General features: G+C 42.3%; 12 protein-coding genes. 5 read left to right on the top strand and 7 right to left on the bottom strand.

All coding sequences use genetic code 11. The features are described from left to right. Nucleotides 1-68: 68 nt before the first annotated feature. Both DES35_RS07930 and DES35_RS07925 read left to right on the top strand, forming a co-directional pair. Nucleotides 69-944 (top strand): SDR family oxidoreductase, encoded by an 876-nt coding sequence (locus DES35_RS07930; protein WP_037358348.1) that lies wholly within the window; start codon nucleotides 69-71, stop codon nucleotides 942-944. After that, on the top strand, nucleotides 941-1,831 hold the full coding sequence (locus DES35_RS07925; protein ID WP_160171973.1) for a glycerophosphodiester phosphodiesterase family protein: 891 nt from the start codon (nucleotides 941-943) through the stop codon (nucleotides 1,829-1,831). The genes DES35_RS07930 and DES35_RS07925 overlap by 4 nt, the downstream gene beginning before the upstream one ends. A gap of 2 nt (nucleotides 1,832-1,833) precedes the next feature. Here DES35_RS07925 and DES35_RS07920 read toward each other — a convergent pair whose 3' ends face one another. The 6 genes from DES35_RS07920 to DES35_RS07895 form a co-directional block, all read right to left on the bottom strand. Next, complete coding sequence (locus tag DES35_RS07920; RefSeq protein ID WP_114366366.1) at nucleotides 1,834-2,613, bottom strand: (Fe-S)-binding protein; 780 nt, start codon at nucleotides 2,611-2,613, stop codon at nucleotides 1,834-1,836. Nucleotides 2,614-2,623: 10 nt separating this feature from the next. Then, entirely contained in the window at nucleotides 2,624-3,211 is a 588-nt protein-coding gene (locus DES35_RS07915; protein ID WP_114366291.1) for a hypothetical protein, read from the bottom strand. Next, entirely contained in the window at nucleotides 3,211-3,642 is a 432-nt protein-coding gene (locus DES35_RS07910; RefSeq protein ID WP_114366290.1) for an LNS2 domain-containing protein, read from the bottom strand. The genes DES35_RS07915 and DES35_RS07910 overlap by 1 nt, the downstream gene beginning before the upstream one ends. Before the next feature lie 22 nt (nucleotides 3,643-3,664). Beyond that, nucleotides 3,665-4,978, bottom strand: coding sequence for a 4Fe-4S dicluster domain-containing protein (locus DES35_RS07905; RefSeq protein WP_114366289.1), 1,314 nt, complete (start codon nucleotides 4,976-4,978; stop codon nucleotides 3,665-3,667). 29 nt (nucleotides 4,979-5,007) lie between these two features. Further along, entirely contained in the window at nucleotides 5,008-5,973 is a 966-nt protein-coding gene (locus DES35_RS07900; protein WP_037358338.1) for an MlaD family protein, read from the bottom strand. Between the two features lie 72 nt (nucleotides 5,974-6,045). Then, nucleotides 6,046-7,275, bottom strand: a complete 1,230-nt coding sequence (locus DES35_RS07895; RefSeq protein WP_114366287.1) for an N-acetylmuramoyl-L-alanine amidase — start codon at nucleotides 7,273-7,275, stop codon at nucleotides 6,046-6,048. 153 nt (nucleotides 7,276-7,428) lie between these two features. Here DES35_RS07895 and DES35_RS07890 point away from each other — a divergent pair, with 153 nt between their 5' ends. The 3 genes from DES35_RS07890 to DES35_RS07880 all read left to right on the top strand — a co-directional run bounded on the left by DES35_RS07890 (nucleotide 7,429) and on the right by DES35_RS07880 (nucleotide 11,949). After that, nucleotides 7,429-10,017 (top strand): putative LPS assembly protein LptD, encoded by a 2,589-nt coding sequence (locus DES35_RS07890; protein ID WP_114366286.1) that lies wholly within the window; start codon nucleotides 7,429-7,431, stop codon nucleotides 10,015-10,017. Between the two features lie 5 nt (nucleotides 10,018-10,022). Then, entirely contained in the window at nucleotides 10,023-10,814 is a 792-nt protein-coding gene (locus tag DES35_RS07885) for a TIGR02757 family protein (protein ID WP_037358332.1), read from the top strand. 82 nt (nucleotides 10,815-10,896) lie between these two features. Continuing rightward, nucleotides 10,897-11,949 carry a DUF6588 family protein gene (locus DES35_RS07880; protein WP_114366285.1) on the top strand — a complete coding sequence of 351 codons (1,053 nt, stop codon included), beginning with the start codon at nucleotides 10,897-10,899 and terminating at the stop codon, nucleotides 11,947-11,949. A 44-nt stretch (nucleotides 11,950-11,993) separates the two neighbouring features. On the opposite strand, the gene DES35_RS07875 is transcribed toward DES35_RS07880, so the two are convergent. Further along, nucleotides 11,994-13,295: a M23 family metallopeptidase gene (locus tag DES35_RS07875; protein ID WP_051889279.1), complete on the bottom strand. Its 1,302-nt coding sequence runs from the start codon at nucleotides 13,293-13,295 to the stop codon at nucleotides 11,994-11,996. Nucleotides 13,296-13,314 lie beyond the last annotated feature (19 nt).

Raw genomic sequence — 13,314 nt, 5'->3', positions numbered from 1 at the left:
CTGCAAATTGTGGCTTCATAGGTTTTATTTGCAGGCAAGAATAGGTAAAAAAAACCAAAGGTCAAACTATGTTGAATACAGCTAATACCGGGTCCATGATGCCTCCGGGCACTTTTAGGGATAAGGTTTTTTGGGTCACTGGTGGTGGTACCGGACTGGGAAAATCAATGACCAAATATTTTGCAGAGCTGGGAGCTACTGTGGTGATCACCAGCAGAAGGCAGGAAGTCCTCGATCGGACGGCAGAAGAGATTAATACCTCTGGAGTTGAAGGCCGGGTGATCGGAATCAGCGGTGATGTGCGCGAAAGCGAGGTGATTGAAAAACTGGCCGATGAAATTTTTGAGAAATACGGACAACTGGATGTGTTGGTAAACAATGCAGCCGGTAACTTTATATCCCCCACGGAGCGCCTGTCGGCCAATGCTTTTGATGTAGTAATCGACATAGTGCTTAAAGGAACAAAAAACACCACACTAGCTGTGGGCAAAAAATGGATTGAAAAAAAATGCGTTGGAGTAATGCTCAACATTACAACCACCTATGCTTTTACCGGTAGTGGGTATGTGGTGCCTTCGGCGATGGCCAAGGCAGGCGTGCTGGCTCTGACCCGGAGTCTGGCAGTAGAGTGGGCTAAGTATGGAATCAGACAGGTAGCCATTGCTCCGGGGCCATTTCCTACAAAAGGAGCCTGGGAAAGGCTGTTTCCCGGTGGGCTGGACAAAAAATTAAATGTCATCAACGAAATCCCCCTTCGAAGGGCTGGTGAACACAGTGAACTGGCCAATCTGGCTGCATATCTCGTAAGTGATTACGCCTCATTTATCAATGGGGAAGTGGTAGTAATCGATGGTGGGGAATGGTTGCAAGGTGCAGGAGAAATGAATTTTCTGGAGGCACTGACTCCAGAGCAATGGGATGAGCTTGCAAAATTTAGAAAGTGACATCAGACGACTTAAGAATTGGCCTGTTGCTGTTAATTACGGGCATTTTTACAAGTTGTAAGCATAGCAATATCGAAATACACGGACACCGGGGCTGCCGGGGTTACTGGCCGGAAAATTCCATTTACGGTATGATTGCCGCCCTTCAGATGGACGTCGATGCTCTTGAGATGGATGTGGTAGTTACCTCAGACCTACAGGTCATCCTATCTCATGAGCCATTCTTTCAGCATGAAATATGTCTCGACCCGAATGGCAACCGAATCTATGAAAGCACACAAGAAGCCTACAACATTTATGAATTTACCTATGAGCAGGTAAAAAAAACCAAATGCGGCACATATCCTCATCCTCGCTTTCCACTACAGAAACAAAGAGAATATTTCAAACCGAAACTATCTGATGTAATTGACACTGTAGAAGTATTTGCCAAAAACAAAGGAAAGAAATTTTATTACAATATAGAAATAAAAGCCCGGGATGAATGGGAGGGTATTTTTCACCCCGATTACAGGGCCTTTGCTGACCTTGTGGCTGGCGTAATCTACAGGCATAAGATCGTCGACAGATGTCTGGTACAGAGCTTTCACCTTCCTACCTTGCAATATTTGAGGCAAGCTCATCCTGCTTTAAGACTTGCCCTGCTCATCGATGCGGATGAAAAACCCTCGGAGAAGCTCGATATGTTGGGATTTTTACCGGATGTAATGAGTCCACATTACAGCCACATTCTACCACAATGGGTAAAGTTTTGTAACAGCAGGAGAATAAAGCTCATTCCATGGACTGTGAACGACATACCTACTGCATTAAAGCTAATAAAAATGGGGGTTCATGGAATTATCACGGACTACCCTGATAGTATTGCGCGGGCAACAGGAAGATAGCGTCAAAGACTTGCATTGATCAGCTCGGCGATGTCCAAAACTTTTACTTCCTGCTCTTTCTCTTTATTTTTAACCCCATCGGTCATCATTACATTGCAAAACGGGCATGCAGCTGCTATAATCTCACTACCAGTAGCAAGGGCTTCTTCTGTTCTTTCTATATTGATGTCTTTATGACCCTTTTCTGGTTCTTTAAACATTTGTGCGCCACCAGCTCCACAGCACAACCCCTTTGCTTTGCTTCTTTTCATTTCCACAAGGTCCACATCCAGCGCTTCAATCACTGCTCTTGGAGCTTCGTACACGCCATTGGCCCTTCCGAGATAACATGGATCGTGATACGTGATTTTCTTGCCTTTGAAGCTGCCGCCTTCAATTCTCAATTGATTAGATTTTAACAGCTCATCGATGAGCTGGGAATGATGAACGACCTGGTAGTCACCGCCAAGTTCAGGATATTCATTTTTTAGAGTGTTGAAACAATGGGGGCAGGCGGTCACAATTTTTTTTATGCCATAACCATTGAGAATTTGAATATTTTGCATGGCCATCATCTGAAACAAAAATTCATTTCCGGCTCGTTTGGCAGGATCCCCTGTACAACTTTCTTCAGTACCCAATATACCGAAGGTAATCCCTGCTTTTTGTAAAATCGAAGCCAGGCTTTTTGTGATTCGTTTAGCCCTATCGTCAAATGATCCGGCACATCCCACCCAAAATAGTATTTCGGGTGTATTGCCTTCGGCCGCCCATTCGGCCATAGTTTTTACTTTTTCCGTCATAATCAAACTGTTAATCAATCCATCTGTATATTTTACCAGCACTGCAGGAAAATCCTGCAAATTTTCCATCATTTCCAATGCTGTAGTAAATATTTGGATGTTCCGGCAATCTCATGCACAGGACAGATTGATAGGTCTGACCCAGCAATTCCAGACTCGATTTGTATTCACAATTGTTGAGACATACCCAATCTTTAGGTAAAGTGACAAGGGTCATCTCATTGAATTTGTCATTGCTCACAATTTTCATTAAAACTTTGTCATGTATTCTTGTCAATTGGTCAGGATGATAATCTGCCGTGATTTCAAAGGTAATTTCTAAATCGATTTCGCTGATGTAAAGAATATGACGTATTACCTGGAAGACCGGTCTTTGATTATTGACTGTTTCACCAGCCATAAATGTGGTATCCGATTTATGGCGGGCAACAAATGTGTCACCATCGGATGATAGACATCTTTTAAAATCTTTAAAATCTCGTATAATGCCAAGGGTTGCCTGGTGTACGGGAATGATAATCTCTGAATCTTTTTTACATGCTGAGTGAAGTAAAAACAACAGGCTGACCAGATAGCAAGTAGTAAGGCGAATGCTCATTATTCTTCAAAAACCTCTATGGTTACATTTCGTTCTACTAGATCGGTAAATTTTCCTTTGTAGCGTGTAGCCCGGACTATGTGGTTATCAATCCAATGATAATTGCCACCGCGTGGTTTTCCAAAGAGGATGCCGTGATACTTGAAGCCGTGCTTTTTGAGCCATGTTTCTGTCACTTCCCGGTGCTGTTCCGTCCTTGATGTAAAAAAGGTGATGATATGCCCTTGCTCGTACCAGTGGTTACAAATTTTCAAAGCATCTGGATACACTTTGGCGTCTATCATACGCCATGGTTCTTCATTGGGAATATCTTCGCAAATAGTACCGTCGATATCAATAAGAAAGTTTTTAACCCCGGGTGGAAGTTGAGGGCTGATTTTCTTCCCATTTTCTTCAGCATCCAATAGTAGGGGAAAATTGTTCTTTTCCATTGTCAATAGCTGCGTTTATTAGTTATTGGTATACCCAGTTAGCTCTGTCAGCTTGGGCAAATTGCCATGGTGCGCCATTGTTTTCCACATTTGTCATCATCAGATTCAGACTTTGAGGTGCTTTAGCTTCTTCCATCACTACATATTGTCGCAGCTGCATGATGATGTCTAATGGGTCAATGAGCACCGGACAAGCTTCTACACAAGCATTGCAACTGGTACAGGCCCAAATTTCTTCTCTGGTGATGTAATGATCGAGCAGACTTTTGCCATCGTCTACGAATTTTCCACCGTTTGCGTCTATAATTCTGCCAATTTCTTCTGCCCTATCACGCACATCCATCATTATTTTGCGTGGTGACAATTTTTTTCCGGTCTGATTTGCCGGGCATTCAGCGGTACATCTTCCGCATTCTGTACAGGCGTATGCATTGAGCACGTTTACCCAGGTGAGATCCATCACATCTTTTGCGCCAAACTTTTCAGAAGATTCCTGAGATTGATCTGAGGGGGCGGTATATGGGTCTGCATGAGGATCAAGCATCAATTCGACCTCTTTTTTAACCCTTTGGTGTATGGGAAATTTTCCATAGGGTGTCAATTTAGCGTACCAGGTATTTGGAAAAGAAAGTATTATGTGAAAATGTTTTGAAAATGGCAGATAATTCAGAAATGCCAAGATTCCAAGGATATGTGCCCACCATGCTATGCGTTCGGCGATGTGCAACCCATCTTGTGAGAGGCCGGAAAACACAGGTGCCAATAGGGATGAGATAATAAACGGACCTGCAGGAGGATTTTCCATATTGGCTTCAGCTGCTCCAATGGAAAGTAATGCTATCATTAACACAATCTCAATAATCAGAATGTAATTGGCATCTCTAAAGGGCCATCCCTGTAATTCTGGTTTCCTGAATCTGTCGATTTTCATCACATTTCGCCTCCACAAAAACACCACGCATGCCACGATCACTGCCACTGCAAGTATTTCAAAAAAATTGATAGCGGCTGTATAAAGCGCGCCAAGCGGCTGTGCAAAAAGCCTGTGAGTGCCTAGTATTCCATCGAGAACTATCTCTAGCACCTCAATATTAATTAGCAAGAAGCCTGCATAGATCACAATGTGAAACAAACCGGCCACGGGGTTGACTACCATTTTGCTTTGACCAAGTGCCACCCTTGTCATGATTTTCCAGCGTGTAGCTGGTTGGTCAGTTCTGAGTGAATCGCGCGCAAGAAGTATGTTGCGTCGTATCTTCTTTACATTTTTTGCGAAAAAATAAATCGCCGTAAATAGCGCAAGCAGGAATATCACATTGCTCAATCCAAAACTCATACTGTCAACATCTTATAATTTAGACAAATTTAGGGATTTAAAGGTTTTTCTTCCCTGAATTTATTATGAATTTCCTGGTCTGAATATGGTTTTGTCTTTTTGCCAAATACGGAAACATTGATGTACCGCCTGGGATTGTATTTCAGGTCAAGTACTAATTTGTTCAATTGGTCGGTGGTAATGAGAAGGTTTTGATATAAGAGGCTGTCCCGAGCCATTTTACCCAGATTGCCTCTGCCGGAGTTAATATCTTCCAGAATTTTTTTTAACTCACCTGTGGTTTGCTGTAAGGTAGCGATCAGTCGGGCGGGATTTTCGTCTTTGATAGATTCTGTAATTTCAGCAGCATTTTCCAGCGTCCGGTTGAGGGCGGAATTCTGACCTGCAATGCTTTGAGAGATTCGCTCCAGGTTGCTAACTATATTGGAAATTTTCTCTGCATTTTGGTCAATGGTTCTATTGATGACGGATATACTCTTTTGAAGCTGGTTTACATTGTGCTCATCCAGTATGGTGTTGACTTTGATGAGCAAGGAATCCAGGTGATGTGTAATGTTTTCAAAATTGTCTTTTAGTTGTACGAGTTCCTCGGCAAAACCTGTTTCAAGGGCTGAAGTCAGCGTGTCTCCAGACTTTAAGAGCTCAGCAGAATCGCCCGGTCTGAGTACAATGGACTTGCCGCTGAGCAAGTCCGTTGTGGCTATCATGGCTATGGTATTGCGAGTAAGGGAAATTTTTTCTCTGATTGAAAACTGAACAATCAGCTTTTTACCAGATGCATCGGAGAAGTAAATCTGGTCTACTTGACCGATGTTATAACCATTTAATATGACGGGCTGTGCTTTTGCAAGGCCATTCACCTGGTCAAATACGGCGTAAAAGGTTGTTTTGGTAACAAATATATCGTTTCCTTTCAAGAAGTTGATTCCCCAATACAAAAAAGCAATGGAAAGAATGGCGATAAAACCGGCTTTGAATTCCCTTGAGAATTTCAATTTATTAAAATTTTTTGCAATATTACAACCTCTTACCAGCCCAATGGGATTCTACTTGGCTGAATAACATTTTTATTTTGACTGTTGGAGGCGCTCGGCATCGATTATTGAGATGCGTTGATCTCCGTGGTACGGAGCTACAAAAGCGTCTTTGTACCCGTTTTTTCGAATTTTGTTTTGAATTTGTACTGCTTCGTTCAGAGAATTAAAGCAGCAGATCTGATACTTGTACAGGTTGCCTTCTTTCACTTCTATTATACGAGTATCTACCTGAAAGAGCTTGTCTTGTTTGGGTTTTGGGGAAGTTGTGGTTTCTAATTGAACTCTGAAATGCACTCCTTTATTTCCGGGAGCATGGTTTTCAGCTGCTGAATTATCTGTGGTATTATTGGGTATGTGGCTTTGGGAGGCTTGATTACCAGGCGCTGCTGGTGCCTGAGCGGAGGCGGATAGATTGTTGTCAGCTGTTTGTTCTCTAAGTGCTGGGATCGATTTTCTTGTTCTTGCTTCTACAGTGTTTTTATACTCCTTTACAGCGCGATAAACGGCCGATGCCATAATTTCCTGTCCGTCTTTACTGTTCAGGAATTCTTCTTCTGCAGGATTGGTAAGAAATCCCAACTCGATCAGCACGGCGGGCATACTGGTGCGGCAAGTTACATAAAGCGGTTGCTGGCGGACTCCTCTGTCTTTTCGTTTGGCCCGATCTCTGAATTGGTCCTGAACCATTTGTCCGAATTCGATACTTTGATTTAAATGGGCATTCTGATACAGCGTAAGAGCTATATATGTCTCAGGTTTTGTAGGATCAAAACCTTCATAGCGCACTTTGTAATCTTCCTCCAGAAAGATTACGGAGTTTTCCTGAATGGCAACGCGCATGTTTTCGTCGCTATGGGTTGTTCCCATCACAAAGGTTGTGGAACCAAAAGCCGCAGGAGATGTGTAAGCATCGCAATGGATGCTGATGAAGAGATCTGCCTTAGCGCGGTTGGCAATGTTGGTGCGCTCATAAAGTGGCACGAAGATATCTCTGTCGCGAGTGTAAATTACTTTTACATCGGGTAGGTTTTCACGTATGTATTTTCCAACAAGTAAGGATACTTCCAGTGCGATGTCTTTTTCCTTTTTTGGTTTTCGGCCGGTACCCCTGTTGCCAGTATCTTGACCTCCATGACCTGGGTCTATGACCACTGTACGGATGGCTCCATCGTTGATATCCTTGAGCGTTTCAAATCCGGGTAAAAAAAGAATCATACAGACAAAGACCAAGGCACTTCGTAAGTTAATTCCGGATTTCATTGTAAACTTCCAACAATTGTTAACCAATATTTTCAAAATTCGTTCCTAATACAAAATACCTTTGCTGCCTTGAGCTTTGGTTCAAAATTATCAGTTTTTTTTCCGTTGATTGAACTTACACAGCGAAACTTTTTAACTTTTATATGTGGGTTGATGTTCCTTTTGCACTCTGCCCGTGGAGTAGCACAGTCTGAAGACTCGCTGGTAATACCTGCGAATCTCGGTGAGTCAACAAGAGTAATTAAAAAATCCTCTGCCCTTCAGAGTAAAGTACAATACAGTGCTGATGATACCATCTCGATATCGCTGGATGGAAATACTGCCAGGCTCTACAACAATGCCCGTGTCGAATATCAGAACATCACTCTACAGGCTGGTCTGATCATCATATATTTCAAAGAAAATGAACTGATCGCAATGGGTATCAGAGATTCTGCCGGAAGAGTGATTCAAAAACCCGTGTTTACAGAGGATGGCAAATCGTACAACACCGATACGATTCGTTATAATTTCGATACGAAAAAGGCCAAAATCAAAAAAGTAATCACCAAAGAGGGCGAAGGATTTCTGCACGGAGAGGAAGTAAAGATGATGGACGATCAGGTACTTTATATCAGAAGAGCATCGTTTACCACGTGCAGCCATGAGCATCCGCACTTTCGTATTGTAACCCAGAAGTCAAAAATCATCCCGGGCAAGCAAATTGTAACAGGACCTGCATTTCTCGAAATGCTCGATATCCCTACACCTGTCATTGTTCCATTTGGATTTTTTCCTACTATACAAAGGCAAAAATCCGGAATCATCCTACCGGGGTATACCAATAATGCTCAAAGGGGTTACGGACTTACCAACCTTGGATTTTACTGGGCTGCAAGCCAGTATTACGACATGTTGTTTTCGGCCGACATTTTTACGATGGGTGGTTTTCAACTCCGAAATACTACCCGATATGCCCGCAGATATAAATTCAATGGCAATTTCAACATTATTTATAACCGATTGATCATAGGCCGGCCTATTTTTGCGGAAATAGGTCGCTACACCAATCAGAGTGATTTCCAGATTTCGTGGTCCCATTCCCAGGACCCAAAAGCAAGGCCTGACCTCAACTTCTCGGCCAATCTGAACTTTGTAACAACAAATTTCTATCAAACCAGTACTTTTCAACAAAATCAAGTACTTAACAACAACATCGGCTCCTCCATCAGCTTGGTAAAAACTTTTCCAGGAAAGCCTATTACGCTCAATATGGGAGTAAACCACAGACAAAACCTTCAGACCGGCCAGGTGGACCTGAATTTTCCAGAGTTGGCAGTCAATGTAACCAGGGTACTGCCCTTTAAAAAGAAAAAACCCACAGGATTGCCTAAGTGGTATGAAGATATAGGATTTAATTATTCGATGAATTTTAGAAATTCAGTTTCCTTTATTCTCGACTCCCTACGTGGTAACCCTCTCGAACAGCTCATGAGAAATTCAGTGAATGGAATCAGCCACAGAATTCCATTCTCCGGTAATTATCGGATACTGAGGCACATCACCATGGTACCTTCGGTAAGTCTCGGGTCGCGCTGGTATTTCCGATCTTATTCGTTTACATTCGACGATTCTTTGCGTAGACCAGTAATCACCGATACTCTCAGAGGCTTCTATATGCTCAACGACCTCAGCACCTCAGTTCAATTTACTACCAAACTTTATGGAATTTTCAATTATAAATATGGCCCTGTCAAGGCCATGAGACATGTAATGACTCCACGCCTGGGACTTAGCTATATTCCGGACTTTTCTACCGGTATATGGAGTGCATTTGCAGGAAGGCCGTTTCAGGAAGTACAAGTTGACACTACCGGAAAAATAGGAATTCAAAACCGCTTTCCGGGTGCTGCCTTTGGCACGCCAGGCGCAGGCATGGCGGGGCTTATCAACTTTGGGCTCGACAACATCTTAGATGCCAAATTTAAAAGCAAAAAAGACTCAACCGGAGAATCGAAGGTGATGCTTATCGAAGGTTTTTCAATCGATGGAAGCTACAATCTGGCAGCCCCCGAGTTCAAATGGAGTGTCATCAATCTCACTGCTAGGACCTCTCTGTTTAAAGGAAATCTCAGTGTAAATTACCTGACCTCATTTGACATCTATGGAGTAGATGAGCAGGGTCGAAGAATACCGCAAACACATTACTCACTCACCGGTAGCCTCTTGCGACAGCAGAGTCAAACCCTAAACCTGGGTACCAGCATTAGCAGCACTACCTTCCAGAGGTGGTTTGGTCGTAAAGAGGATAAAGATCCACCGTCGACGACCTCAGCTGCAGAAAGTGATCTCTACAATCCAGCAGGCATTACCTCTGGTGACATCAATTACTATAATCCTGTGATGCGCGTGGATTATTCGGCCAGATGGTCTCTTTCCGTTAATTATGCCCTCTCAGTCACCCCTGCTACTGGGTCAGTTGCTCCATCTACAATACAGTCACTAATGTTTGGAGGGAACCTCGAACTGACTGAAAACTGGAGAATAAATTTTAATTCAGGATATGACCTGGTAAGAAGGGAATTGGGCTTTACAAGTATTAACATCACCCGCGATCTGCATTGCTGGATGATGAGCTTCAGCTGGGTGCCGGTCGGCTTTCAAAAGTCTTATTTTCTTACCATCAATGCCAAAGCTGGTATGCTGCGCGATTTAAAATTTGATCGTCGTCGTAGTTTAGGTGATTTTCCTGCTGTTTTGTAAGTACAATGAAAAACCCTCAATCTCTTAAACGATTTCTGGATGAAAAAGCATCCTATTATGAAAGTGAACATTTTATACCCTTCGACCCCATCAGTGTGCCTCATCGTTTCTCTTTGAAACAGGATATCGAAATCTCAGGGCTTCTTACGGCTATCATCAGCTGGGGAAGCAGGAAGTCCATCATTCAAAATGCTCAAAAACTAATGATGCTGATGGATAATACACCTTTTGATTTTGTTCAAAACCATTCGGATTCTGATTTGAAATCATTTCGGCATTTTGTGCATCGAACATTCAATCACCAGGATGCCGTATTTTTTATCAAAGCACTTCACGCCTGGTATCAGGAAAATGACTCATTAGAAACAGGTTTCTTGCCCGAAACAGGGGAAGATCATCTATTGGCTGCCATTCACAGATTCAGAAATAAACTGTTTAGCTATTGTGCTCCGGGTCGAACCGCCAAACATATAGCGGACCCTCAAGCCGGCTCATCAGCCAAGAGAATCAATATGTTTCTTCGCTGGATGGTAAGAAGCAACGCAAATGGAGTGGATTTCGGAATCTGGAAAAACATATCTCCATCATTGCTTAGCTGCCCGCTCGATGTTCATACTGGTCATGTAGCCAGGGCTTTAGGATTGATTTCACGTAAACAAAACGACCGAAAAGCTTTGGAAGAGCTCGACGCCAGCCTGAGACTCTTTGACCCAGAAGATCCTGTCAAGTACGATTTCGCACTTTTTGGTCTGGGACAAGAAGGTATAACCACGCATCTTCAAATTTGCTTTGTATAGTTTTTTGGATTAAATAAAAAATACATTACGCATATTACCATTTTTCATTTTAATCGTTTTATTTTTGACTAAATTTTTACCAATGAGAAAATTTTTAGCAGCCTCTGCAATGGGGATTTTGACCTTTTTGTCAAAAGGTCAAACAATTGACAATCAGCAAATCGCCGATGATTTCAAATTTAATTTTAACAATTACCTGAGCAACTATCTCCGTCCGTTCAGCGAAGGTTTTGGAGCAGCTGGTGGCCTAGGTTGGCAAATGCCACATAAGAAAAAAACCAAATTCAGCATCCACGTAACCCCTGTCATCGGATTTAGCTTATTGCCGGATACTTATAAGAGTTTTGACTTTAATTCAATGCCAAAAAGAGAACTCGAACTAGCAAATCCATCGGACAATATCCTACCCACTATGGTTGGAGGCACTGCCAATAATACGCTCATTTATTATCTAACCTATTCCGATGGTACGAGAATTTACGATCCATTGAACAATAAATATGTAACTGCAGAAATTGATGCGCTTTCGGGAGTTGATTTGCCAGTAGTAGGAATTCCAACTGTCGGTACACAAGTAGGTGTATGGCTGCCATTTCATACAGGTATAGCAATCCGGTATTTTCCTAAGCTGGCGTTCGGAGAGGCCTCCATCGGCCAGTTCGGCTTCAGCCTACAACACGATGTGGCTGCATGGTTTCATCTGCCAGTAGAAGTTATCATTGGCTACAACCAACAAAGACTGAATTTCCTATACGACAGGCCTATTGAAAACCATTCTGACGATAATACTTTTACCTTTACATCTTCATCCCGAGGTTTTGACCTAACGGTCGCAAAATATCTAGGTATTATAAAACCCTACATTCAAATATCTTCATTCAGTCTAACAAACGCATTGAAGTTGGAAGGAGATTTTGAATTTAATTACGATGATCTTACAGGGCTGCCACCTTCACAAACAACACAAATGAATTTTGTGTTCAGTGACCCATTTGATATTCAGGTAAATAAATCATTTGTTAATTACGGTGGCGGGTTGTTTATCAACCTGGGTATATTTTTTATACATGGTCAATACATGTTGGGTGAGTTTCAAAATGCTTCTGTTTCAATCGGATTAAAAGTTGGTTTCTAATCAGGTCAGTATTGCATCGGGGGTCTCCTTATGCCGGAGACCTTTTAACTCTTTGGAGTCACTGCTGTCAAAGGTTTGGAATCAGCGTCTTGCACTCTTTCGATGCGATAGTTGTCAAGCTTTATTTTTGTATGCTTTATTGATTTCAAATACGCCTCCTTGTACATATCATCCATAGGTTTGGACACTGGTAGATCAATTGCCAGAGGGTCCACTTGTTTTCCGTTTTTCCAAAATCTGTAGCATACATGCGGACCAGTAGCCAGACCTGTACTGCCCACAAATCCAATTATATCTCCTTGCCTTACTCGGGAGCCGACCTTTAATCCGCTTTTAAATTTACTCATGTGAAGATATTGGGTGGAATACGTTTGATTGTGCTTTACCTTCACATAGTTGCCATTTCCGGCTGTATATCCCATGGCTTCTATCACGCCATCAGCAGTGGTCATAATAGGGGTGCCATGTGGAGCAGCATAGTCCGTACCCAGATGGGGCTTTGTTGTTTTTAGTACCGGGTGAAAGCGACGAAGGTTGTAACGTGAAGTAATTTTGAAGAAATTAAGAGGTGCTTTTAGAAAAAAACTCTTCAATGCTTCTGCCTCCTCATTATAATATCCATCGACCTTTCCGTCAGATGACTTATAATAGAATCCGTAATGCGGTTTATTGTTGTGGTACAATACAGCTGCTAAGATTTTTCCTGTACCCATGACAAGGGTGTCGTCCACTACCTTCTGCTCAAAAATTAACTTGATGGAGTCATTGGGTTGAATTTTAAAAAAGTCAATTGACCATGCGTACAAATCTGCCAGCTTAACAACCACGGCAGCCGGCACACCCTGATTGACCAAATCCTGGTACAAGGAGTTGTGTATGACTGCTCCTGCAGATCTTTGAAAGGTTGCAATTTCTTTAATTTCTTGATACACATATAAGCTGTCTCGCAGATGGAAGATAACCTTTTTTGCAGGGTGCACTTCCATCACTGCAAATTTTGGCTGACTGTCGGATTTTGGTATAAATATTCGTACCCATTGCCCGGGCTGTATCTCAGCAGGATTAATATATTTCAATGCCAACGTCGCTACCTGATTGGCAACCAGTGCATCCACATTGGCTCTTTTTAATACATTTGGCAATATATCCCCGGAAACTATCTTAACGGATAGAGTATCGTATTCAGAAAGGGAAAGTCCATGAAAAAATATTTCTTGCTCTAATTCTATTTTTTGTTCATCGGATTCGTTATCGTTTTCATCATTTTTTTCAAAGCGTTTTGAGGAGAAAATGACCACGGCAATGGCTAGAAAAAATACACTTGATAGAAAGGATTTTTTTTTCAAGTCTATTGGCGATTTTTAG

Source organism: Schleiferia thermophila (assembly GCF_003337435.1).
GTDB lineage: Bacteria > Bacteroidota > Bacteroidia > Flavobacteriales > Schleiferiaceae > Schleiferia > Schleiferia thermophila.
Note: the sequence above shows the minus strand (reverse complement) of the source record. Positions and strands in the feature narration are given on the sequence as shown.